Annotated in this window: 23 protein-coding genes; 7 read left to right on the forward strand and 16 right to left on the reverse strand. The window is 44.9% G+C overall.

Features of this window, described 5'->3' with window-relative positions:
- Positions 1-18: 18 nt before the first annotated feature.
- From F8R13_RS07880 to F8R13_RS07930, 11 genes are all read right to left on the reverse strand, one after another.
- Positions 19-501, reverse strand: a complete 483-nt coding sequence (locus F8R13_RS07880; RefSeq protein WP_152833369.1) for a rod-binding protein — start codon at positions 499-501, stop codon at positions 19-21.
- Between the two features lie 18 nt (positions 502-519).
- The gene (locus tag F8R13_RS07885) at positions 520-1,620 is read right to left on the reverse strand and encodes a flagellar basal body P-ring protein FlgI (RefSeq protein ID WP_152833371.1); all 1,101 of its coding nucleotides are present in this window, start codon (positions 1,618-1,620) and stop codon (positions 520-522) included.
- Positions 1,621-1,903: 283 nt separating this feature from the next.
- Entirely contained in the window at positions 1,904-2,647 is a 744-nt protein-coding gene (locus F8R13_RS07890; RefSeq protein ID WP_152833373.1) for a flagellar basal body L-ring protein FlgH, read from the reverse strand.
- A 45-nt stretch (positions 2,648-2,692) separates the two neighbouring features.
- On the reverse strand, positions 2,693-3,484 hold the full coding sequence (flgG, locus tag F8R13_RS07895) for a flagellar basal-body rod protein FlgG (RefSeq protein WP_152833376.1): 792 nt from the start codon (positions 3,482-3,484) through the stop codon (positions 2,693-2,695).
- A 15-nt stretch (positions 3,485-3,499) separates the two neighbouring features.
- Positions 3,500-4,237: a flagellar basal body rod protein FlgF gene (locus F8R13_RS07900; RefSeq protein WP_152833378.1), complete on the reverse strand. Its 738-nt coding sequence runs from the start codon at positions 4,235-4,237 to the stop codon at positions 3,500-3,502.
- 312 nt (positions 4,238-4,549) lie between these two features.
- Entirely contained in the window at positions 4,550-6,151 is a 1,602-nt protein-coding gene (locus F8R13_RS07905; RefSeq protein ID WP_152833380.1) for a flagellar hook protein FlgE, read from the reverse strand.
- A 14-nt stretch (positions 6,152-6,165) separates the two neighbouring features.
- The gene (locus F8R13_RS07910; protein ID WP_152833382.1) at positions 6,166-6,849 is read right to left on the reverse strand and encodes a flagellar hook assembly protein FlgD; all 684 of its coding nucleotides are present in this window, start codon (positions 6,847-6,849) and stop codon (positions 6,166-6,168) included.
- A 10-nt stretch (positions 6,850-6,859) separates the two neighbouring features.
- Complete coding sequence (gene flgC, locus F8R13_RS07915) at positions 6,860-7,270, reverse strand: flagellar basal body rod protein FlgC (protein WP_152833384.1); 411 nt, start codon at positions 7,268-7,270, stop codon at positions 6,860-6,862.
- Between the two features lie 5 nt (positions 7,271-7,275).
- Complete coding sequence (gene flgB / locus F8R13_RS07920) at positions 7,276-7,680, reverse strand: flagellar basal body rod protein FlgB (RefSeq protein ID WP_152833386.1); 405 nt, start codon at positions 7,678-7,680, stop codon at positions 7,276-7,278.
- Between the two features lie 316 nt (positions 7,681-7,996).
- Positions 7,997-9,316: a hypothetical protein gene (locus tag F8R13_RS07925; RefSeq protein WP_152833388.1), complete on the reverse strand. Its 1,320-nt coding sequence runs from the start codon at positions 9,314-9,316 to the stop codon at positions 7,997-7,999.
- A gap of 84 nt (positions 9,317-9,400) precedes the next feature.
- Positions 9,401-10,372 (reverse strand): chemotaxis protein, encoded by a 972-nt coding sequence (locus F8R13_RS07930; RefSeq protein ID WP_152833390.1) that lies wholly within the window; start codon positions 10,370-10,372, stop codon positions 9,401-9,403.
- A 160-nt stretch (positions 10,373-10,532) separates the two neighbouring features.
- On the opposite strand from F8R13_RS07930, the gene flgA reads away from it, so the two are divergent.
- From flgA to F8R13_RS07950, 4 genes are all read left to right on the forward strand, one after another.
- Positions 10,533-11,291 (forward strand): flagellar basal body P-ring formation chaperone FlgA, encoded by a 759-nt coding sequence (gene flgA / locus F8R13_RS07935; RefSeq protein WP_172967735.1) that lies wholly within the window; start codon positions 10,533-10,535, stop codon positions 11,289-11,291.
- Positions 11,292-11,416: 125 nt separating this feature from the next.
- Positions 11,417-11,728: a flagellar biosynthesis anti-sigma factor FlgM gene (gene flgM, locus F8R13_RS07940; protein ID WP_152833394.1), complete on the forward strand. Its 312-nt coding sequence runs from the start codon at positions 11,417-11,419 to the stop codon at positions 11,726-11,728.
- Positions 11,729-11,743: 15 nt separating this feature from the next.
- The gene (locus F8R13_RS07945; RefSeq protein ID WP_152833396.1) at positions 11,744-12,226 is read left to right on the forward strand and encodes a flagella synthesis protein FlgN; all 483 of its coding nucleotides are present in this window, start codon (positions 11,744-11,746) and stop codon (positions 12,224-12,226) included.
- Between the two features lie 109 nt (positions 12,227-12,335).
- Positions 12,336-12,917, forward strand: a complete 582-nt coding sequence (locus tag F8R13_RS07950; RefSeq protein WP_152833398.1) for a PilZ domain-containing protein — start codon at positions 12,336-12,338, stop codon at positions 12,915-12,917.
- Between the two features lie 27 nt (positions 12,918-12,944).
- Here the strand turns inward: F8R13_RS07950 and F8R13_RS07955 are convergent, their stop codons facing one another.
- The gene (locus F8R13_RS07955; RefSeq protein WP_152833400.1) at positions 12,945-13,607 is read right to left on the reverse strand and encodes a LexA family transcriptional regulator; all 663 of its coding nucleotides are present in this window, start codon (positions 13,605-13,607) and stop codon (positions 12,945-12,947) included.
- A 138-nt stretch (positions 13,608-13,745) separates the two neighbouring features.
- Between F8R13_RS07955 and F8R13_RS07960 the strand changes: the two genes are divergently transcribed.
- From F8R13_RS07960 to F8R13_RS07970, 3 genes are all read left to right on the forward strand, one after another.
- Positions 13,746-15,098, forward strand: coding sequence for a Y-family DNA polymerase (locus F8R13_RS07960; RefSeq protein WP_152833402.1), 1,353 nt, complete (start codon positions 13,746-13,748; stop codon positions 15,096-15,098).
- A 202-nt stretch (positions 15,099-15,300) separates the two neighbouring features.
- Positions 15,301-15,843, forward strand: coding sequence for a hypothetical protein (locus F8R13_RS07965; RefSeq protein ID WP_152833404.1), 543 nt, complete (start codon positions 15,301-15,303; stop codon positions 15,841-15,843).
- A gap of 126 nt (positions 15,844-15,969) precedes the next feature.
- Positions 15,970-17,181 (forward strand): multidrug effflux MFS transporter, encoded by a 1,212-nt coding sequence (locus F8R13_RS07970; protein WP_152833406.1) that lies wholly within the window; start codon positions 15,970-15,972, stop codon positions 17,179-17,181.
- Here F8R13_RS07970 and F8R13_RS07975 read toward each other — a convergent pair.
- From F8R13_RS07975 to cysG, 4 genes are all read right to left on the reverse strand, one after another.
- Positions 17,178-17,822: an NTP transferase domain-containing protein gene (locus tag F8R13_RS07975; protein WP_172967736.1), complete on the reverse strand. Its 645-nt coding sequence runs from the start codon at positions 17,820-17,822 to the stop codon at positions 17,178-17,180. The two genes, F8R13_RS07970 and F8R13_RS07975, sit on opposite strands and share 4 nt — an antisense overlap.
- The gene (locus F8R13_RS07980) at positions 17,812-19,038 is read right to left on the reverse strand and encodes a molybdopterin molybdotransferase MoeA (RefSeq protein WP_152833410.1); all 1,227 of its coding nucleotides are present in this window, start codon (positions 19,036-19,038) and stop codon (positions 17,812-17,814) included. Before F8R13_RS07980 ends, F8R13_RS07975 begins: the two co-directional genes overlap by 11 nt.
- A gap of 76 nt (positions 19,039-19,114) precedes the next feature.
- Positions 19,115-20,104: a glycosyl transferase family protein gene (locus F8R13_RS07985; protein ID WP_152833412.1), complete on the reverse strand. Its 990-nt coding sequence runs from the start codon at positions 20,102-20,104 to the stop codon at positions 19,115-19,117.
- Positions 20,105-20,106: 2 nt separating this feature from the next.
- Positions 20,107-21,561 carry a siroheme synthase CysG gene (gene cysG, locus F8R13_RS07990; protein ID WP_152833414.1) on the reverse strand — a complete coding sequence of 485 codons (1,455 nt, stop codon included), beginning with the start codon at positions 21,559-21,561 and terminating at the stop codon, positions 20,107-20,109.
- Between the last annotated feature and the right edge of the window lie 4 nt (positions 21,562-21,565).

The raw sequence follows: 21,565 nt of genomic DNA on the forward strand, positions 1-21,565 counted from the left end.
TTTATTTCCTTTCTGGTCTTAGTCAGCACTAGCGCTATTTTTATTGATTGGTCTTGATGCCAAATTACTTGCTGTCGTCATTGTCTGAACAGCTTGTCCTTCTTTACCTGTCAACGCATTCAGTGCGTTCCCTTCCTGATGGAAGTTCGCTTTCAGGTCTGTTGGTTTCAGCGAAGGATTCTTTGGCGCCAGTTGCTTAACTATCATATCGGCCAAACCAAGACTTCCTTTAGTCGAAAGCTCTTGAGCAATTTGCTGGTTATACCAATCTTTATAAAAATCCGCTTGGCCACCGTCCAGCCAACCGTTATCAAATTTAACTTTACTCGCTTCTTTTAGGATTTGCGATAAAAACAGTGCTTCAAACTGCTGGGCGACAGGTTTCAACGCCGCCTGCTGGTTCTTTTTGGCTTCAAGCTTCAGCTCGTTTAAGTTATTCGGGCTCGAATAAATTTGCTGATAGGCTTTCAAATCTGAAGATGGTGCAATCATATCCGCCATAACACTGTCCTCTTATTCTTAAATAACCATCAAGTCGGCTTGCAAAGCACCGGCTTGTTTTAAGGCTTCCAAGATCGCAATCAAATCACTTGGCGCTGCGCCGACTTTGTTCACCGCTTGAACAATATCGTCCAAGGTTACACCTTTTGGAAACCTCATCATCTGATTGGTTCCTAGGTTTTGAATACTTAATTGCGAAGACTGTGTCACTGCCGTCTGACCACCCGCCAAAGCATTGGGTTGCGAGACCTTAGGTGCTTCGGACACCTTGACCACTAAATTACCGTGCGTCACTGCGGCGGCAGAGACTTTGACATCCGCACCGATAACAACCGTACCCGTACGGGAGTTGATAATCACTCGCGCCGCTTCAACGCCCGGCTTGACTTGAATGTTCTCAATCATGGACAGGAATGCAACACGTTGATTCGGCATTCTTGGTGCCATCACTTCAACGGAATCCCCATCCATTGCCGAAGCCGTTCCTGACCCAAGTTTTTGATTGATGGCATTCACCAAATTCGTCGCGGTGGTGAAATCTGAATTTTTCAGGTTAAGCGTAATGGTGTTGCCTAAATCAAACCCTGTGTTGACCGTTTTTTCAACCATGGCACCATTAGGGATACGACCGACACTTGGAATATTGATGGTGATTTTAGACCCGTCCGCTCCAGTTGCATTCAAACCACCTACCACCAAGCTGCCTTGCGCCAGTGCATAGACATTGCCGTCCACCCCTTTCAACGGGGTGAGCAATAGCGTTCCGCCACGTAAACTTTTGGCGTTACCCAGTGAGGAAACCGTCACGTCAATACGTTGTCCAGATTTGGCAAATGCAGGCAAATCAGCATGAACCGCAACCGCTGCAATGTTTTTTGAGTTGGTCTTTGTTCCTGCCGGCAAATTGATACCAAATTTATTCAACATGCTCATCAAGCTTTGGTCTGCATAAGCGGTTTTATCACCGGTACCGTCCAGGCCAACAACCAAGCCGTAACCGATTAATTGGTTGCTTCGCACGCCTGCAATATTAGCCAAATCTTTGACACGAGCCGCTTGCGCAAAGCTACTCCAAAGAATCATAGCCGTCATGAAAATGGCGATTTTTCTGGTAAACATGGTCAAACTCCTATCTTTCAGGATTTCTATTATTATCTTTAGAAAGAATTAAGCATCAGATATGCCATTTATACAAAAAAATGAGAAAAAAATTAAAGTTTTCGAGAATTTGCCGAACGACAATTTTCAGATAAAAAAATGGGGCGAATAATCGCCCCCAAAGACCAGAAAAAAACCGGTAGATATGTATTAAAAATCTGCCAGGTTGGGGTATCCCGCCCCGGCAGTAGACACTAAATTAAATTATTAAAATTGCTTTGTGACAGGCCTTATTAATCGCACCTTACAAAGGCCAGTATTTATGCAACCACTGCGTCACCGCACTTGGTTTTGTCATGTCGCCAGCGACGCCGGTATCTTTGTAGATCAGACGTACGTCTGCCACTTTGGTGGAGTCAATCGTATTGTCTGGGCGAATATCTTGCGGACGGATAATGCCGGCAAAACGAATCACTTCTTCTCCGTCATGAATCGTCAGCCATTTTTCGCCTCGAATCACGAGGTTTCCATTTGGAATCACCTCAACAACAGTAACGGCAATCGCCCCCGTCAAGCTCGAGTTTTGTTTTACATCAGACTTACCATTAAAAGCTCCGTCAGAGCCGTAGCCTATCCCCAACCCGGTTTTCCCACCTAAAGTACTACCAAATGCAGTTGCATTAGACCCCACGGTACCCGAACCGTTCAGACCGAAGTTTTGGGTATTGGTTTTATTGTATTTGGCTTCATCTTTTTTCTTGGCGTCAAACTTCTCATCCAACTGAATGGTGATAATATCCCCGACCTTATGGGCACGAGAATCATCAAATAGCGTCATGCTATCGCCAGTTTGATATAAGGAACCGTTTGTCGGTATACTTTTGGTCGGAATATTCGTTGGATAATTTGGCTCGTAGCTGAATTTATCCATACGTTCAGGCGTTGCTGAGCAACCGACTAATAGCGCCGGCATCACTGCCGCAGCAATGGCCAACTTCACAAGGGTATTCAACGATTTTTTTGTTTTTGTGTGTGTTTTTCTGGTCATGGTTCTACCCTCCTTATCGTTAGGAGCTTTCAGATGTTTAATTCATTAAACATTATTGTTCAGGTATTTCATCATGCCGTCAGCCGCACTTACGACTTTCGAGTTCATTTCATACGTTCGCTGAGCTTCAATCATGCTCACCAACTCTTCAACGGTATTAACGTTAGAAGACTCCAACGCACCTTGCAAAATGCTTCCAGCCTCATCGGTTTCAGGGTTTTTGTCTTGAGGCGTACCACTCGCCAGAGTTTCTTTGTAGAAGTTCTGACCGACTGACTCCAACCCGGCCGGATTGATGAAAGTAGACAATTCCAACTGACCCAAAACGGTTGGTTGAGTGTTGCCCGGCTCTTGCCCTGAAACCTGTCCATCACTGGAGATGGTGATCTCAGTGACGTTTTGTGGAATATTGATGTTCGGATCAATCAAATAGCCCGAAGAGGTCACCAAGTCACCGTTTTGGTTGACCTGTAGCGAACCGTCACGGGTATAAAGGACGTTTCCGTTTTGATCCAATGCTCTTAAAAAACCTTTCCCCTGAATCATCACATCCAGTTGGTTGTTGGTAATCATTGCATTACCTTCAGTAAAGATTTTTTGGACACCAATGGCTTTTACCCCTGTCCCCAGCTGTAAACCGGAAGGAAGCGTATTGGCTTCATCCTGCGTGGCTTGTGCGCCTGGTTGACGTACGTTTTGGTACATCAAGTCTTCAAATTCTGCACGGCCTGACTTAAAACCATAGGTGTTGGCGTTAGCAATGTTGTTAGAAATAGCAGCTAATCGGAATGACTGACCTTCTAACCCCGTTTTGGCGACATAAAGTGCTCTTTCCATTGTTCTCTCCTATTCCTAACTTAAGCTCAACAAGCTATCGGATTTTTGCGCATGCGCTTTTGATGTATTCATCATCTTCACTTGCATTTCATATTTTCTGGATAATTCGATCATGTTTGTCAGTGCTTCCACTGTATTCACGTTACTGCTTTCCAAAGCCCCACTGGTAACCTTGATAGTTGCTTGATCCAAATTACCACCCGTATTGCGGATATAACCATCCAACCCTTTTTGCAGGTTTTTGATATCCGGTTCCACCAGTCTTAATTGATCTGCAGTTACCATAATGTTGGTTTGAGAATCTGCCGGTAAAAACGAAATGGTTCCATCGGAAGCAATCGATATTTTTTTAGCAGGTGGAATATTGATTGGAGAGCCGCCTTCGTTAAGAACCGGATCACCCCTAACATCAACCAAATCTCCTTCTGGAGTAACATGCATGGATGCAGAGCGCACCAATGCCTCAGAACCGTCAGGTGCCTGAACAGCCATAAAGCCGTTATCCTTCGTTACGACATCCAGATCTCGCCCCGTGACCTTAATTGGTCCAGGAGTGAAATCGGTACCAGAACGTTCATCCAAAGCATAGGCTCTGGAGTCCCAACCAGGACCTTCCACATGCATGGCACGAAATTGGTTGAAGTCCTGTTTGAACCCATCTGTTGTCGCATTTGCCAAATTGTTTGCGTTGTTGGCTTGAGAAAGAGCAACTTCCTTCGCACCACTCATCGCAATATATAACATACGATCCATCTGACAGTTCCTTGCAATTTTTATCCAGTCAAAAAATCTGAACCAAGGCAGCAAACTCATGCTGCCCTAGTTCAAACGATGAAACACTTTTTAAATTGACTCTGACGGTCTCGGTTTCATTTCCTTGTGTGTTAACGTTCTATTGCCAAAAAGCTGACGTCTTTATTCATCAGTTTAGTAAAAGCATTCAACGTGCCAACATCGTATAAAATTTTAATTAAAGCTTTTAGAAAACGGCCGATAACCTGTTTAGCGGCAAAACAAACAAAAAAGCCGGCAAAAGTTGCCGGCTTTCCATGCAATGGACACAGCTTATAGCTGAAGGATTCTTTGCATCAACGTTTGAGAAGTTGACAATACCTGTGTACTCGCTTGATAAGTACGCTGGGTTTGAATCATCTTAACCAGCTCACCCGCAGTATCAACGTTTGAATACTCCAATGAACCGGCGTTAATTTTCCCAAATCCGTTATTGTTTGCAATCCCAATTTGGGCTGTACCTGAACCATAAGACTCTGCATAGGTTTGCCCCCCCAGCTTCGTCAGTGCATTCTTATCAGTAAAGTTCCCTAGAGCGATTTGTGCAATCGGTACTGCTCGTCCGTTTGAGTAGTTAGCCTGGATAACACCATCCAAACCGGTTTTCAAACCAACCAAGTCACCAATTGCATAACCGTTCTGAGAAACACCACGAAGGTTATTCGAGCCTGCAAACTGCGTCATATCCGTAAAATCAGCTGAAATATTAATGGATGCACTGGTTGGATTCCCAAGTGGATCGTTTGCACCTGTCAATGGTGAATCCACAACCCAGTTCAACGCCGCACTTTTGTTGGTTACTTGTGTCCAACTCGCTGCTGGCAGTTCACCATTGGTGGTGTTGGTTCCCACTGGCGCGTTTAGTGAGTTTGGCTGTTGAACATCAACCAAATTACCATCCGTATCAAATCGTAATTCGAAAATTTGACCATCCAACAAATCCGTACCCGCAGGGGCAGGAACAGTCGCTACCGCAGCACCCGTGCTATCGACAAGCTGACCCGCGGCGTTTGATACGTGACCACTTGTCACCCATTTACCGTTAGCGTCCTTGTCTTCCATAGTGTACTGAACGATCCAACTCGTGTATTTATCGTTAGTACCGTCACCATTGTAATCCTGTGTCGAGTTCGCAACCGACACCACATCACGTTTATAGTAGTTAGCGGTCAGACGGTGCTCACCCCCCAAAGAATCATAAACCGTTTTAGGATACGAAAAATCAGGAGAACCTGCATAAGGGTCTTTTGAACCACCGGTTGCATCGTTGAAATCCACCAGACGTTGAAAGTTTGTTCTTGCTGGCGCACCTGTCGTTGTGGTCGAACCAACGCCATTACCATTTGGGTCAACGTTATTAGCCGTATCACCGTTCACATTGATGTTGTAGGTCATTTCATCTGTTGCTTTCGGCGTTTTATTCAACTTATTCAGGTCAATTGAGTCCATCGTAGTTTCAAAAACAGGATTCGTTTCGGTTGAAAGCGTGGTGTTCAACAAATACCCTTGTAACTTGTTACCGTTCTGGTCAGTAATAAAACCGTCCTGATCCAGTTTGAATGAACCATTACGAGTATAAATATTAGGATATTTTCCTGTTTGATCATCTAGAACGAAAAAACCTTCACCATCGATTGCCATATCCAAGTCACGCCCCGTACTGTTTAGCGTTCCTTGTGTGAAATCCTGAGTGATTGCGTTAACACGGGTACCGCCACCAGGAGAGGTTTGCGCGCCAGTAAACATATCCGCAAACTCAGCACGTGAGCTTTTGAAACCAACGGTTTCTGAGTTAGCCAAGTTGTTGGAAATAACCGACAACCCTGTTGATGCTGCATTAATTCCACTTAACGCATTTAAATCATAAGACGACATAATCCACCTCTCTCTTATTGACCAATTTCACGAACCGCATCCATTGCAACCTGTTCACCGGTTGCAAGGGTCAGTTTCATTTTGCCATCCGTCCCGACGGCAACACTATTAACTTTAGTACCCACGACAGTGTTTATTTGTTGGATATCACCATTAGCATCCTTTCCATAAGCAGTCAATTTATAAGTACCACTCGCTAGGGCGTTGCCGTTATCATCGGTTCCGTCCCAGTTGATTGTTTGATCCGCGGCCAAATCGCCGACCGAAATATTTTTAACTGCCTCGCCATCTTTGGAGACAACCACCTTAACGTCCGTCAATGCTTGGTCAGTTTTCGCTGTCAAGCGGAACTGAGCATCCTGACCTTGGGTGTAAGCCAAGTCCTCGCCACTAGCTTGCACAGACTTACCAATAATGCTGGCTGCTTGCAGGGTTTGTAACCCTTGGAAGCCAGACAACATAGCCGTCATGGATGTATTCAAATCCTGAGTCGACTGCAACTGGCTCATTTGCGTCAAGTTTGTGACGAAATCTTTTGGATCCATCGGTTTGTTTGGGTCCTGATTTTGCAACTGAGTCGTTAACAATCTTAAGAAATCCGCTTGACCAAGCTGTTGATTCGGAGCAGATGCTGCCGTATCAGACGACTGCTGAAGCGCTTTAATATAATCACTAGAAGTTGATGATACTGTTGACATAACCTACTCCTTATTTACCCATCTGAATCGTTCTAAGCAGCAATTGCTTAGAGGTATTCATCACTTGGATATTGGTTTCATAAGAACGAGAGGCATCCAACATGTTTGCCATCTCTTCCACCGGATTAACATTTGGACGGAAAATATAACCATCTTTATTTGCCATCGGGTTATTCGGTGCATACTCCATTTTCAACGGAGCCTTGCTTTCAACGATTTTGTCAACTTCAACACCACCTTCCGGTAGCCCTGTTTCGTTATCCATAATCGTTTTGAAAACCGGTTGTTTGGAACGATACGTCTCAGCCGAGTTAGAGCTGATACTATCCGCATTCGCCATGTTCGAGGCAATCGTATTCAAACGAATCGTCTGCGCGCTCATGGCTGTCGCAGAAATATCTAGAGTCGGAAATACTGACATTTATCTTAGCCTCCACCTGTTAATGCGGTACGTATACCGGAAATCTTGCCATTAATAAATTCAAGCGATGCTTGGTACTGAATGGCGTTTTCCATAAATTTGGCTTTCTCAATATGCGCTTCAACCGTGTTGCCATCCAAAGAAGGCTGAGTCGGAACGCGATATTTCAAATAGTCATCGGTTGTCATATCACCAAAGGCTTCGATATGACGACTATTTGTCATCTCCAAGTCTGGGGCAAATTTTTTGGCATCCATTTGATCTTGAGCGTTTTTAATTTCTTTACGCCAGTCAATGTCTCTGGCCTTGAAATTTGGTGTATCCGCATTGGCAAGGTTATTTGCCAAAATACTTTCACGTTCTTTGCGAATCAGCAAAGCCTGCTCATGTATTCCAAAAATCGATTCCATAACCTAATTCCTTAATTTAATCTGGTCGTAACGGAACGCACTAAGTGTCAATTTTTTATTATGGTTTTTCCGTCATGTAGCTTTTAGCAACCAGAGTGCCAAAATTGAAAAAAATTTCTAAAGTTACGAAAAAACGGGCGTTTATCGGCAGGGCTTAAAAAAACTTGAGGGAGAAAAGTTAAAAAAACACAAAGTTTCGGCAAATATTGCCGATAGTGACAAAGCGTTGATTAATACAATCAAAATCTACCAGGTTGGGGGTGGAGAAAAGAAGATAGAAACAAGCCGCCTTTTTAGAAAAAGGCGACTTTAAAAATTACCAGGAACGGACTTCATCCCCTACTTGGATAAGTCCTTTTTCGGCTGTCACTTTTGCCACAGCGAATTTGGATTGAATACGCTCAATTTTCAAGAAACCGGCAGGTACCGAATCAAAGCCAAGGTTTTGCCCCTGATATTGAACACTGCTGCCAAACTGATGATAAACCGCTAGTTCATCCCCCACTTTGGCGCCGGACTCTTCAGAGAGGTAAAGAATATATTCACCGTTACGAATATCGATAATGCGTGTTTTTAAAGGCTGACAATGCAAGTAACGATAAGCATCTCGTGATTGTTGTTGCAACATGGCATGAAATGCCATCCCGGTATTGGTGGCAAAAAACGCATTGGTTCCGAAAGGTCTGTCACGCCCCACCGTTACCTTGCCCTTAATATCAAACCCATAACGCTTTTGGAAAACGATTTGGAAAGTCGTCAAGTCGATAATATAAGAATCCGCTTCGATATAACGCGCATTAGGCTTTACTTCTAAATCATAGTAGCCTTTGATTTTGTTCCAAACCGCAGGGTCGGTGTTATGTCTTGATAGCGAGCGCAACACCGTCATCATCAGATATTGCGCCCCCGTGGTTTCACGAATAGGCTGTAACACATCTCTTGAGAGGTTTGGGGCCACCATGCTTGGCGACTCCGTCAATTGACTACCGGTTTCCAGCATTGTCTCATTCAAATAGCCTAAATCACGAATTCGACGGTTTAATTCCAACTGGTAACCAGACAACAAATTAGAAATATCTCTAGCGCCGTAACCATCTGTTGTCACCACTTGGGCGATCGCCAGTTTTGGCTGATATTGGTTACCTGGATAATTGCTACATGCCAGTGGATCTTCAGTCAAACAGACTTTCAGTGTCACTTGATAGGTTTTGGAACGCGTGTCTTTTAAAGGTTTGCCGTCCTTATCGAACTGCTCATCAAAAGGCAATTCTTTAAAACCTTCTTTGACAACTTTAAATCCTGACACTTTAGAATGGGTTGTGAAACGCGTGACATCATTGGATAAGGCAAAGTCTTTGACTTCTTGCGCACTGGAGACCCGTAAATTGCTTTGCATGCTTGCCAACTTCAAAGCATCACGAATCGCCATTTTTCTGGCATAGGCTTCTGTCACACCATCAGTAGATGCCGTTCCGGTAGCGGTCACACATTTTGTAGGATAAGGGGTTGCAGAGTTGCTTTGAGGTGTCTGTTGAGATAAATCACGTTGTTGATAGGCAGCTTGTTCGGCAAAACTTTGAAAAGACGCTGTCAGACCAAAAGCCAGCCCCAAGGCCATTAACCAAAATTTTGTCATAGAAACAAACCCTGAACTTTGCAAAATCAACCGCCTTGTATCAACTCTTATCAACGCCAAACAAGTCAAACATTAAACTTAAATTTAAGCGGACTTTTCAATCTGAGACTTTACTTCATCAATGCGATCGATAATCGCTTGTGCCAACTCTTCAGGATGCCATTTCGACATAAACTTGTTTGCACCGACCTTCTCGGTCAAAGAAGCATTGAACCCACCACTCAAGGAAGAACTCAACACCACATAAATATCGTTCAAACGAGGGTCTTTGCGGATATTGGTGGTTAGGGTATAACCATCCATCTCCGGCATCTCAATATCTGAAATCACCATCAATACGCGTTGCCCTACAGGATCGGAAATACCTTTATCAGCGTCATCAGCCCACTTCTTCAAGAAGTCCAATGCAATACGACCATTGGTAACAATCTTATTGGCAATACCCAGCTTATCAAGCGTGACTTTCAACTGATTACGTGCCACCGCCGAGTCATCCGCCCCCAGTACGAAGAAGTTGTGCCCTGCGGTCTTATCTTGGTTAGCATGCAAGAACTCGTCTGACATTTCTTCTTGACGACCCGATACTTCTGCCAAGACTTTTTCAACATCGACAATTTCGACGATTCGATCTTGAGCACGGGTGATACCTGTCAGATAGTTGACGTTCTGTAAAGAGTCCGGCGGCGGCAAAATATCTTCCCAACGAAGATGCACAATACGGTCAACATCTTCCACCAAGAACCCCTGAACAGAGCTGTTAAACTCTGTCACAATGGTCAGGGAATCGCTGTATTTATCCTGCGGAATTGAAGGGAGATCCAAAGCTTTTGCCAGATCAATCATCGGCATTGTCTGCCCACGAATATCCGCTACGCCGACAACACGAGGGTCAGCTTTAGGAACAGGTGAAATAAAAGGTGTACGAATGACTTCGCGGACTTTAAACACGTTTATTCCAAATAACTGTTCACCTTGAATCTTAAACAACAACAACTCCATACGGTTCATCCCCGCAAGAGACGTTCTTTGGTCAACCCCTTTTAGAAAACTAGACATGTAAAGCCACCTTTATTATCTACCTTAGAAAGCAATCTCCCTTCTCACCGTGCCGCAACGGACAACAATGAAAAGCGAGAAAATTGATTTCAATTCAGTTAATATAACTGAAATTTTCTATGCAATCAAAACGAAACCCAACACTGGATTAGAGTGCATTTTGACACATTATCCCACTTATTATTTATTCAATCTGTTTTCCGGCTCTGCATTTAATCGGTTCTTCGCCATAATCCTATGGACAATTTTGCCGTTTTCCATCGCACATGCCGATTCAAGCACGGATAAAAGCGTTTATCAGTCGACGGAAAGCCTTGAAAAACAGGTTTACGACTTCGTAAAGCAAAAAGTCGACCAACATTTAAGAAATCCGAAAATCGACATCAGTCCAATCAGCTCTAGGCTTCAATTGGGTGTATGTAAACAAGCCGTCGATCTTGAAGATAAAACCCCCGATAAAGTCGCTGGGCGCATGAGTTTTCGTCTCAGTTGTGATGATCCTGACTGGACGTTATATGTCATTGCAGCCGTGGATGGCGAAGTGCCTGTCATTATTTCGACAAGAGGTATTCTAAGAGGCGCGACCATCAAACCATCCGATATTCAGCTCGCTTATGTACCTTATAGACAAGCTAAACGAAACTCGATGACTCATCTGAAGAACGTTACTGGCATGCGGGCAAAACAAGGGATTGGCCCTAACAGCATCATTACCGTAAAAATGTTGCAGCCCCCCTATTTAGTTTTCAAAAATCAGCCGATAAAGATTGTGACTTATGTCGGAAGCGTAAGAGTAGAAACTGAAGGCATTGCTCTGGAAAGCGGAACGGAACGGCAACAAATACCCGTCCGCAACGCCAATTCCAAAAAAGAGCTAAAAGGCATAGTTATTGCTCCGAACACTGTATTAGTACCATAAACATATATAAAAAGTGATATTTCTGCTTATTTTTTACTAAAGTTATTCTATGTCTGCCGATAAAAAGACTAGAAAACAGAATATTACTTCATTTAGAATGACACATACATCGGTAGGGAAAAGCCATGGATATTAAAAGATTAGCAACTGGAGGACTGGATAGTCGGCTGACAGATCCGTCTTCTGGCAACACAGCAGGAAAAGCATCAGCAAACAACGCAAAATCTGCGTCGACATCTGCTGATACTGTCACTTTGTCTTCACTAAAAGACATTAAATCACTAGAACAGAAAGCACAAACTTCTTCTGTAGATAACAGTGCGCGTATTGAAGAATTGAAGCAAAAAATTCAAGACGGTACTTACCGTGTGAACCCTGATCAAGTTGCAACGAAATTAATGGCAACTGAACTACTTCTATCAGGAAACAACGGGTAACGTGAGCCTATTGGAATGATGCTTAAAGCGGTTGATTTAGACAAACTTTCCCTACAGCTAAATCAACTGCTTGATTCCCTCAACGCCTTTGAAACCATCCTAGATAAAGAAGCTGAAACACTAAAAGCTTCTGATATATCCCCCCTGACCGATATTGTCGACCAAAAAAGAACTGCCTCCGAGAGCATCGCAATACAATACGATTCTCTAATGGAATCTCTATCTGATACCCCCGTTTCTCTCAAAGAATTTATGTTATTGGACGACTTTACTAGCTTACCAAAGCCTATCCAAAAGCAATTTGAAGAACTGACACAGCAAATCATAAGTTGTAATGAGAAAAACACGGCAAACGGTTTAAGCGTACAGGCACTTAACTCTTTGAATGAAACCTTGATTCAGATTTTCAAAGGTCAAGACCTACAAAGTAAAACCTACACAGCTTCCGGCAATGCTTCAACGCCGCCTACCCCGACCAATCCACTAGGCAAAGCCTAAGTAATTTTTTTGCACTACTCATAAAAATAAAAATGTTTGGCGTAATTAATGCTTTCATTTAGGCAATTAATTTGTAAACTTAGTAAATCTAATTTTAAGAGAATGTCGTATGAGCACGCAAAACAACCGCTCTTTTTTCCGAATTGATGTCATGCTACCTTGTAGTTATCACGTTATATCTGAAGAAGAAAGCATTGAAAACCCTTTACCGACGTCGCCTGATGTCAGTTATATTGAAAAATATTTCTTGCAGGACTTACAGGGTTTAGACGAGCAGATCACTGGTATTATCGAGCAGATCAACCAGAAAAGTAGTCTACTTGCTAGAGCACTGACTGCCATGAACAGCAAGATCAATTTCGTGCTACAAACAATTGATCAAAAACAACTGTCTCGTACTATTCCACAACGTATGGTAAACATCAGTGCTGGTGGATTAGCGTTTAAAGTACATGAGTCGGTCAATGATACCGATAAAGTCGATATTTTGATTCAACCTATTGCCGAAGAATCGCCAGTATTGGCGCGTTGTAACATCGTCAAAATCATTCCTGAATCAGATGGCAATACCACTATCGCCTTGGAGTACCAAGGACTGAATGAAGATGATCGTCGTAAGTTGGTTTATTTCATCCAGACCAAAGAAATCGAAGCGGCCAATCAACAACGTAACGAAGCGGCTAAACAGTAGCCCACCTAGAAAACCATCTCTCTCATATCAAAGAAGTGAGATGGTTGAAGTCACAACCCCCCAAATCACCACATCCGATTCTTCTCGAATCAATATCGGTGGATAATGATCATTTTCAGGCACCAACCAAGTTCCAGTAGACTTGATTGAAAGGCGTTTAACGGTCAGTTCACCGTCGACCGCAGCAATAACAATCTTGCCATCCGAAGGTGTCAAACTTTTATCGACTACCAGGATATCACCGTCCTTAATGCCGATTTTTTTCATCGAATCGCCCTGAACCGTCAATAAAAAAGTCGCTGCCTTATTGCGCACCAATTTTTCATTGAGATCCAACACCATTTCCACATAGTCGTCTGCCGGGCTTGGAAAGCCAGCAACCACTTTATGGCTGTATAGCGGTAACAGCACTTCGCTGCTTGCTGCGGGTATCTGAACCTTAGCCTTGCCCTTTGCGACACGTTGTAGCGCATCAAGTTCTGCTACTTGCTGTTCGCTACCTGAAACTTCTTCAAGCCAATCTTTTATCACACTGACCTTAGATTCGGGCACACGCATAACTTTGGTCGGTTCGCCGTAAGTACCGCTCCCTTTTTTTCTGCCTGCACCTTCACGTGCGCCGCCATGGGTATTGCTATTTTTTGACGTCGGCTTGGCCGACTTGATGGTTTTAGTTGTGCGTGTCGTCATATCAGACCTTTTTAAGCTTTTAAACGCCTATTTCAAAAAAATGATTTGCTCTTCGGTGAGTCTTATTCTTAAAATAGTGTAACACTTTTCAAGTTTCCTTCTTTTAAATTTTTGTGAAACCTAACGTTTGGAACCCCTATGTCAATGTTCGCCCTGATTGATGGCAATAACTTCTATGCTTCTTGTGAAATGGCATTCAACCCCGCGTTATGGAATCGCCCGGTTGTCGTACTCTCCAACAACGACGGCTGCATTGTCTCTGCCAATGCACTTGCCAAGAAAATTGATTTTTCCGAACACGCCCATCATCTACGCCTAGGGGTTCATGGGTTTCGTTCCGCCAAAGCCAACAGCATGATGTTTCAGCCTTACTTCAAGGTTAAAAGCCTGCTGGAAAAACATCATACTGCCGTTTTTAGCTCGAATTATGAACTTTATGCGGATATGTCCAACCGTATGCATGCAGTGACGGCGCAGTTTGCTCCCTATCAGGAAATCTATTCCATTGATGAAAGCTTTTTGAACCTCTCAGGCATGACCGACATCAACCTCAACGACTTGGCAAATGACATCCGACATACCGTATTTCAATGGCTACACCTGCCCGTTGCCGTGGGAATCGCGCCCACTAAAACCTTGGCAAAGCTGGCAAACCACTGGGCGAAGCAATATGCAGACAATCAGGGCGTTCTAAACCTTGCAGACTTATCAGAGGCGACCAAAACACATCTATTTCAAAAAACCGATGTCGGCAAAATATGGGGGGTTGGTAGCCGACTTGCCAATCAATTGAAGACGAAAGGCATTCATACTGTTGAAGACTTGAGAACCCTGCCACTCAGCCAAGTGCGAAAAAACTTTTCCATCACCTTGGAGCGTACGGTCAGAGAACTCAATGGCGAATCCTGTTTGAAAACCCGTGACAACGATGACAAAAAACAAATTATTTCCTCTCGTTCTTTCGGCAATCTTGTCACCAGCCCAAAGGATATGGAGCAAGCCTTGATTTCGCATGTTGCCATCGCTTCGCGTAAGTTACGCAAGCAGAAGTCTACTTGCCAATTACTCACCGTTTATTTTAAGACCAGTCCTTTTAACAAACCGAGCCATAGCTACTGTCCGGCCATGACAATACCGCTAGACTACCCAACTGATAACACGATTTTACTAGCAAAATCTGCCAGGTTGGGGCTCAAGAAAATATGGCGTGCCGGTTATGCTTACCATAAAGCCGGTATCGTCCTGTCTGAAATCACCAACAATCTGTCTTATCAGGCAGATTTATTCCTACCTCAGATTGATGAAGCCTATCAACAAAAAGTTACACGAATGGTCTCGCTTTCAGATGAGCTCAACCATAAACTCGGCAAAAACAGCCTTTATCTTCTCTCTGAAGGTATTAAAAACAAAACCGCCTGGCAAATGAAACGCCAACTAATGTCTTCGCGTTATACCACTCATTGGGACGAGCTTTTGACCCTTCATGTCTGAAAATTTTGTTCTCAATATGATAGTTTCGAGACAATCTGCTTTCCGTTCTTGATTTTTGCCTAGCAGTTGTTTAACTTAAAGGAGAATACTGCTGTTTCTGCCTTTTATAGCAGGCAATGGCATTGTGTGGACAACGAGGTTCACCCCGTTCATCAGCAATCAAAAAAATCATCACAACCTTTCAAAAAGACAGTTGAGAATTATGAAAATCGAACCTCCCGCTCGCCAGATCTATATCGAAAACCTTTGCTTTATCTTGCCTTTATCTCCGCTTAGAAATACGCCAAATGTCCAGTTCTTCAGCATCAACAACGTGCTGGAAGACCTCTCCGGTATTGACCTCGTCATACACGGCAAGGATGGTCGTAGCCCGCTAATTGACGGTGATGATACTTGGTACTGGTATATGCATACCGACCAGGAAGATAAGCTGGTGGTGCATCAAGGCAAACGCGTTGTCGAACTCTACTCGCAACAACACGGACAAGTGGAAACCTTTGAAGTCACCACCGATGCCATCTATCACAACGGCGAGAAAATTCATGATGGCGCGGCAATTCTAGGTTGGGATCCTTATGTCTTCCACCGAGTGCATTCTCCAGAAGGGAGTATTTCCACCAACTATGCCAGACGATTGAAACACTTTGATTTGGATACCAACTTCAATATCTATCAACTGGACACGGAAACGGGAAGCTATGAAGTCGCGCGTATTGGCTCATTGGATCAACCAAAAGCATCGTAACAAAACGTAATAACCACAGTTAACACCTGACTGGACTAGACGCGACATTCGAGTTGCACTAAACTTACTGCTCTTTTACCCTCGGCAATTGCCGGGGATGCCCACCACTAATCCGGGAAAATCCGAATGTCACACCTGACAGCAAAATACCTGGCACCACGATTGGGTGCATTGGTCGCTTTAACGCCTTTTTCGGTCGACACCTATCTGCCGGCCATGCCCGCCATTTCCTCACAAATGGAAGCGACGCTCAATCAAGTCAGCATTACCGTTCCCCTGTTTTTGATCGGCTTTGCTTTGGGTCAACTCCTAGGCGGTCCTTTATCCGATAGATTTGGCAGAAAACCCATTGCCATCATCGGTCTGAGCATATTTTTTGTCGCCTCAATCTTAATGACATTTGCCGATCACATCGACCAACTATACTGGATTCGTGCGCTACAGGCAGTCGGCGGCGGGTTTGCCACCGTTGTTGCCTCCGCAACGGTCAGAGATTTATTTTCCGGTAAAGACAGCGCTCGCGTATTTTCCATGATTGCGCTAGTGATGTTGATTGCCCCGTTAATTGCGCCCGGCATCGGTTCACTTATCTTGCATTTCAGTCACTGGCATAGCATCTTTTTGTTTTTGGCGTTTTACGCGGCCCTACTCTTTGCTCTTGTAAAATTCACCCTGCCGGAAACCATCACCCCGGAGCGTAAACAACAAACCCGACAACAACCTTTAAGTCGCTTGTTAAGCAACTACAAATCGGTTCTCACCCATAAACGCGCTATCGGATTTCTACTGGCACAAGGTTTTGCCAGCAGCATTCTGTTTATCTATATTTCCGAGTCGCCGTTTATCTATATGGAACTATTTAAGATTCGTCCAGAAAGCTTTCCATTTTATTTCGGGCTGGTCGTTTTGGGTGTCATCTTCTTTAATCGCGTCAATATCGGTTTGCTAAAACGTTATGAACCCAGACAAATCGTGCTTGGCGTCCTTATCGCTCAGTCATTTTTCTCTTTTGTACTCATCGGCTACGAATGGCTGTTCACCCCAAATGTCTTTGTCATCCTGCTATTGATGTTCTTCGTCATCGGATTATTGGGCGCGATCACCCCAAATATTCTGGCAAGTTACATGGACTTCTTCCCGCACATATCGGGCACCGCAAACGCGCTGATCGGTTCCAGTATTTTCGCTTTTGGCGGCGTGATGGGGGTTGTGATGAGTGAGTTGCATGACGGCACTTTGCAACGCGTTTCCAGCTTTACGCTATTGATGAGTTTAATCAGTCTGTTCAGTTTGTTATTGCTGGCAAAAGTTCGTCAGCCGATTAATATCCCGGATTAAACCAGATCGGTCTGATGGTTTAAGTTCAAGAACGGAGTTTCGCCACCTGCGTTGTCCTCATAGCGGCTCTGGCGGTAATCCGTCTTGTCCGAAAACTGCGCCAACCACCCCTTGATAGAACGCTCCCCGCTATTCAAATAGACGGTCATGTCCGACAACAGTTCTCCAGGTAATGACAGATTGGCAAAATGGTAGCGTTCATTGGCCTGCCAAACGCCTAAGCTGTCGGCTTCAACTGATGCCATTTGATACAAGTAATCGGAAGGCACTTCAGGCGAATCAACCGGATAGGTTATCCAACGTTCAATGTCAGGGTTATTGTATTTTGCAGCCAACATTACTGATTCAACACCAGACAAAGGCCCACAAAATCCTTGCCGTTTATCACTCACCACAGGGTAACCCAGCGTCAAATAATCCTCTAAATTGCGATTGGCGCTAATAAAAATATCTCGTCTGAACTGCCCAAATCGGCAAAGCTCACGATACTGTTCAGTCAAAGCGTCCAATACCTGACGTACAAACGGTTTTTGCTGATAAAGGCACCAACCTTTATCGACACCGTCCATACGCTTACCTTCTCCACCGGAAAGCAGGATGATCCCTATTCTTGGTAACTTACTTAGCGATTTACTTTGCACAATCGTATGCCCAGTATTCAACTGAGGTGCCCTCGTGATAATCGACATTCGGTAACAGTCGAATAAAACCACTCGCTCCGGACAAAACGCTTAACTGACTGGCAGATACATTTGGCATCGGCAATACCCCCAGTTCCGTTTTCATGACTTGAATCCACCTTGCCTTATCTAAATGAGTCGGCATCGCAGAGAGTAGTCTCTGACTGGTGGGTTTTCGCTGCCAAGGAACTTGACCAGACAGTTTTGCCAATGCCTCAAATGCAAATAACTGAAAACTCATAAACGCCGCCAACGGGTTTCCCGGCAATGCCAGAACCCATGCGCCCTTGTGCTGACGCGCCATTGCAAAAGGTTTTGCGGGTTTCATCGACAGCTTCCAAAACCAAGATTCTTCATAGGATGCCATCACTGTCTTGATAAAGTCCTTTTGTCCTGCCGATGCGCCGCCCAATGTCAGCACCACGTCTACTTGTTGCGACCAAGTATTCAAAGCGTTGGAAACACTTTCAACATCATCAAACAACCGCACACAAGCCACCACCTCGACCGGCAAAGTCGCACACAAAGCTGCAATCTGATAACTGTTGGCATCATAGGTTTTTCCCAGACGGTAAGCTTCACCCGGCACTAACAACTCATCTCCCGATGCCAAAATAGCCACTCTGACTTTACGAAACACCTTCACTTGATGAATGCCGACAGATGCGATCAAGCCAATATCTCTGGTAGATATCTTATGTCCTTTTGCCAACAAAACCTGTCCTTGCTGGACATCTGATCCAACTGGTTTAACATGCCACCCTACCGCCAAATGGGCTGGTTTCAGCAATTTTTCAGTATGCTCAAAGTTTGAGTCAGACTGAACCATTGCTTCTTCAAACGGCACCACCGTGTCTAAACCTTTGGGCAATAAAGCGCCTGTCATAATTCTCACGGCAACATTACCAGCCACTTGCTTAGGTGGTTCACCAGCATACAGACAATCGACTACTGGCAAAAAACCACCCTTTGCCTGACTGGAAAAGGCATAACCGTCCATCGCACTTTGCGGCCAACTCGGCAAACTCAAAGGAGATGCTATGTCTTCCGCCAATACACGCCCAACCAAATCCTGCAACGGCAACATTTCCGTTTCCTGCAACGCCAGGAACTGTGCGTGAACAAATGCCTTCACTTCCTCGTACTGACTCAAGTTGTTTGGATTTTTCTGCAACATACAAACACCTACATTAAATACTATTGAATACCGCTAAAAATCTGCCAGGTTGGGGTACGCATCAATGCACCACAACTTAGTCATTTCGCTTTTGCCAAAACTGTTTCGCTTGCACGACTGCTTCATCAATGGATACATCTTTCATCAACATCAATGCTGAAGCCGCGCTGGCAATCACCGCACCTTCGCCATAAACATCCTCGGCTTCCCCACGCCATAAACGCATCACATCATCCGGTTCCCAAGTTTTCGGGCGGGTTTGACGCTCAATAATGCCTTTAAACGCAATGGATTCAGGCACTTCGCTCGGATGCAAAGCTTGAGAAACAAACAAATTCGTCAATGCATCTGGACGAATTTCCGCCTCTCCGCCTTCCCCTTTGAAAACCAAATTTTTCGGCGTTGCCAACGCTTGCGCGGCGGCATGGTGTAAATTTTCCACACCCTTGTGGAAAATACCTTGGATTGCACAAGGCGCATTCAGTGGGTTCAACAACTTCACCGCCGTGTTGAATACGGTTCTCACCCCCAACTCCGACTTTAAATGCAAAATCTCACGCAACTGCGGGGCATAAGCCGATAAGGGTAAATACACCAACGCACCTTGTGCAATATGTTGCTTGGCATCCGCCACACTGGTCGCCTCGTAAGCTCCCAAATCTTCTAAAAACGCCTGTGCATAATGACGGTTGCTAAACTGACCGTCATCACCGTGCAAACAAACTCGAAAGCCGTTTTGCACCAACAGCTTCACACTCAACAGATAGTAAGGCGGATAACGCCATTTCCCTGCATAAGACGACCAATCCAAATCAGCACTCGGCGCATCACCTTCCAACCCCAAAGCACTTCTCAAGCCTTTGACGAACCCTATCAACTCCGATGGCGTTTCGCCGTTGGCACGCATCAGCAACAGAAATGCGCCCAGCTGTTTATCGGTCACCTCTCCTGCCAATATCATTGCCAAAGCCTCCACGGCCTCCTCTTCGGTCAAAGGACGACGACTTTTCGGGCCTTTGCCTAGAATACGAAGATAGTGACTGAATGGATGATCGCTTACTGTCATCTTTAAACCGCTATCTTATGAAGAGGCATGCTTTGCTCTGTCTGTTGCACAAAACGCTTAGCATTCTGGATGCGCTCACGCACCTTGACGACTTCCCCCACCACCAACAGTGCCGGTGGTTTAATCGCTTGCTTGGCGATGGTTTCCGTCAACTTACCAAGAGAACTCACCGTCACCTTCTGATCAACACGCGTACCACGTTCGATAATCGCTGCTGGCGTATCTGGATTCATGCCGTGCGCAATCAAACCTGCTTGGATTTTTGGTGCATTCTTGATTCCCATATAGAAAACCATGGTGTCACCAGAATGTGCCAATCGACCATAATCTATAGCACCTCCCCCTTCTTGCTGATGCCCGGTCACCAACGCCACTGACTGCGAAAACTCACGATGCGTCAAAGGGAAATCCGCATAGGCAGCACACCCTGCCGCCGCAGTAATGCCGGGCACCACTTGATAAGCCACCCCAGCTTTCGCCAAAACTTCGATCTCTTCTCCGCCGCGCCCGAAGATATAAGGGTCTCCCCCTTTCAAACGCGCCACCTTTTTGCCTTGCTTGGCATACTCAACCAACATGCGGCAAATGTCTTCTTGCGGTACTGCGTGATGTTTGGATTTTTTACCGACATAAACGCGCTCAGCTTCTCGACGCGCCATGTCAACAATCTCTGGAGAAACCAAACGGTCATACAACACCACATCCGCCTGTTGCAACAATCTCTGTGCCTTGAAGGTCATTAATTCAGGATCCCCCGGCCCTGCACCGATCACATAGACTTCACCCGCCGCAGCCTCTTCAAAGCTGTCTGCCTGCTCAAGTTTTTTCTCCAGCATAGCTTCTGCCTCACCGTCTAATCCATGCACGGCTTTATCGATAAACAAGCCATCCAGCAAACTTTCCCAAAATACCTTACGACCCTCAATGGAAGCTATCGCAGCTTTAACCTTGCCGCGATAACGTCCGACTAAATCTGTCAATCGACCAAACCCATGAGGAATCATCGCTTCCAATTTGGCTTTCATCACTCTCGCCAACACCGGAGAACGACCGCCGGTTGAAATCGCAATGGTCATCGGCGCTCTATCGACAATCGCCGGTAGAATGAAGTCGCAGTATTCAGTTTGATCCGCCACATTCACGGGAATACCGGTTGCCTGACAATACTCATAAACCGCAATATTCACCGCTTGATTATCGGTTGCGGAAATCACCAGTTTCGGCAACTGCGCACCGAACACTTCTGCCATCACCTTCGGACTAAAAACACCTTGATGCCAAGTCACTTTGTTTTGGTTCAAAAAAGACTGCATCTCAGACTTTAAGGTTGGCGCAATCACCGTTACCTGTGCACCGGATTGAATAAACAAATCCGCTTTGCGCGCTGCCACCACACCACCACCAACAATCAGGCAAGGCTGCTGTTTAATATTCATGAAAATCGGTAAGTAATCCATATCA

The sequence above is a fragment of the Hydrogenovibrio sp. JE_KL2 genome, from assembly GCF_009296185.1.
GTDB lineage: Bacteria > Pseudomonadota > Gammaproteobacteria > Thiomicrospirales > Thiomicrospiraceae > Hydrogenovibrio.

Excerpts from the sequence above, each read along its gene's own strand:
- F8R13_RS07885 (WP_152833371.1), bottom strand. The coding sequence starts at position 1,620 with ATGTTTACCAGAAAAATCGCCATTTTCATGACGGCTATGATTCTTTGG.
- F8R13_RS07925 (WP_152833388.1), bottom strand. The coding sequence starts at position 9,316 with ATGACAAAATTTTGGTTAATGGCCTTGGGGCTGGCTTTTGGTCTGACA.
- F8R13_RS07930 (WP_152833390.1), bottom strand. The coding sequence starts at position 10,372 with ATGTCTAGTTTTCTAAAAGGGGTTGACCAAAGAACGTCTCTTGCGGGG.
- F8R13_RS07955 (WP_152833400.1), bottom strand. The coding sequence starts at position 13,607 with ATGACGACACGCACAACTAAAACCATCAAGTCGGCCAAGCCGACGTCA.
- F8R13_RS07980 (WP_152833410.1), bottom strand. The coding sequence starts at position 19,038 with ATGTTGCAGAAAAATCCAAACAACTTGAGTCAGTACGAGGAAGTGAAG.
- F8R13_RS07960 (WP_152833402.1), top strand. The coding sequence starts at position 13,746 with ATGTCAATGTTCGCCCTGATTGATGGCAATAACTTCTATGCTTCTTGT.
- flgC (WP_152833384.1), bottom strand. The coding sequence starts at position 7,270 with ATGTCAGTATTTCCGACTCTAGATATTTCTGCGACAGCCATGAGCGCG.
- F8R13_RS07945 (WP_152833396.1), top strand. The coding sequence starts at position 11,744 with ATGATGCTTAAAGCGGTTGATTTAGACAAACTTTCCCTACAGCTAAAT.
- F8R13_RS07880 (WP_152833369.1), bottom strand. The coding sequence starts at position 501 with ATGGCGGATATGATTGCACCATCTTCAGATTTGAAAGCCTATCAGCAA.
- F8R13_RS07910 (WP_152833382.1), bottom strand. The coding sequence starts at position 6,849 with ATGTCAACAGTATCATCAACTTCTAGTGATTATATTAAAGCGCTTCAG.
- flgG (WP_152833376.1), bottom strand. The coding sequence starts at position 3,484 with ATGGAAAGAGCACTTTATGTCGCCAAAACGGGGTTAGAAGGTCAGTCA.
- flgB (WP_152833386.1), bottom strand. The coding sequence starts at position 7,680 with ATGGAATCGATTTTTGGAATACATGAGCAGGCTTTGCTGATTCGCAAA.
- flgM (WP_152833394.1), top strand. The coding sequence starts at position 11,417 with ATGGATATTAAAAGATTAGCAACTGGAGGACTGGATAGTCGGCTGACA.
- cysG (WP_152833414.1), bottom strand. The coding sequence starts at position 21,561 with ATGGATTACTTACCGATTTTCATGAATATTAAACAGCAGCCTTGCCTG.
- F8R13_RS07900 (WP_152833378.1), bottom strand. The coding sequence starts at position 4,237 with ATGGATCGTATGTTATATATTGCGATGAGTGGTGCGAAGGAAGTTGCT.
- F8R13_RS07970 (WP_152833406.1), top strand. The coding sequence starts at position 15,970 with ATGTCACACCTGACAGCAAAATACCTGGCACCACGATTGGGTGCATTG.
- F8R13_RS07965 (WP_152833404.1), top strand. The coding sequence starts at position 15,301 with ATGAAAATCGAACCTCCCGCTCGCCAGATCTATATCGAAAACCTTTGC.
- F8R13_RS07905 (WP_152833380.1), bottom strand. The coding sequence starts at position 6,151 with ATGTCGTCTTATGATTTAAATGCGTTAAGTGGAATTAATGCAGCATCA.
- F8R13_RS07985 (WP_152833412.1), bottom strand. The coding sequence starts at position 20,104 with ATGACAGTAAGCGATCATCCATTCAGTCACTATCTTCGTATTCTAGGC.
- F8R13_RS07950 (WP_152833398.1), top strand. The coding sequence starts at position 12,336 with ATGAGCACGCAAAACAACCGCTCTTTTTTCCGAATTGATGTCATGCTA.
- F8R13_RS07890 (WP_152833373.1), bottom strand. The coding sequence starts at position 2,647 with ATGACCAGAAAAACACACACAAAAACAAAAAAATCGTTGAATACCCTT.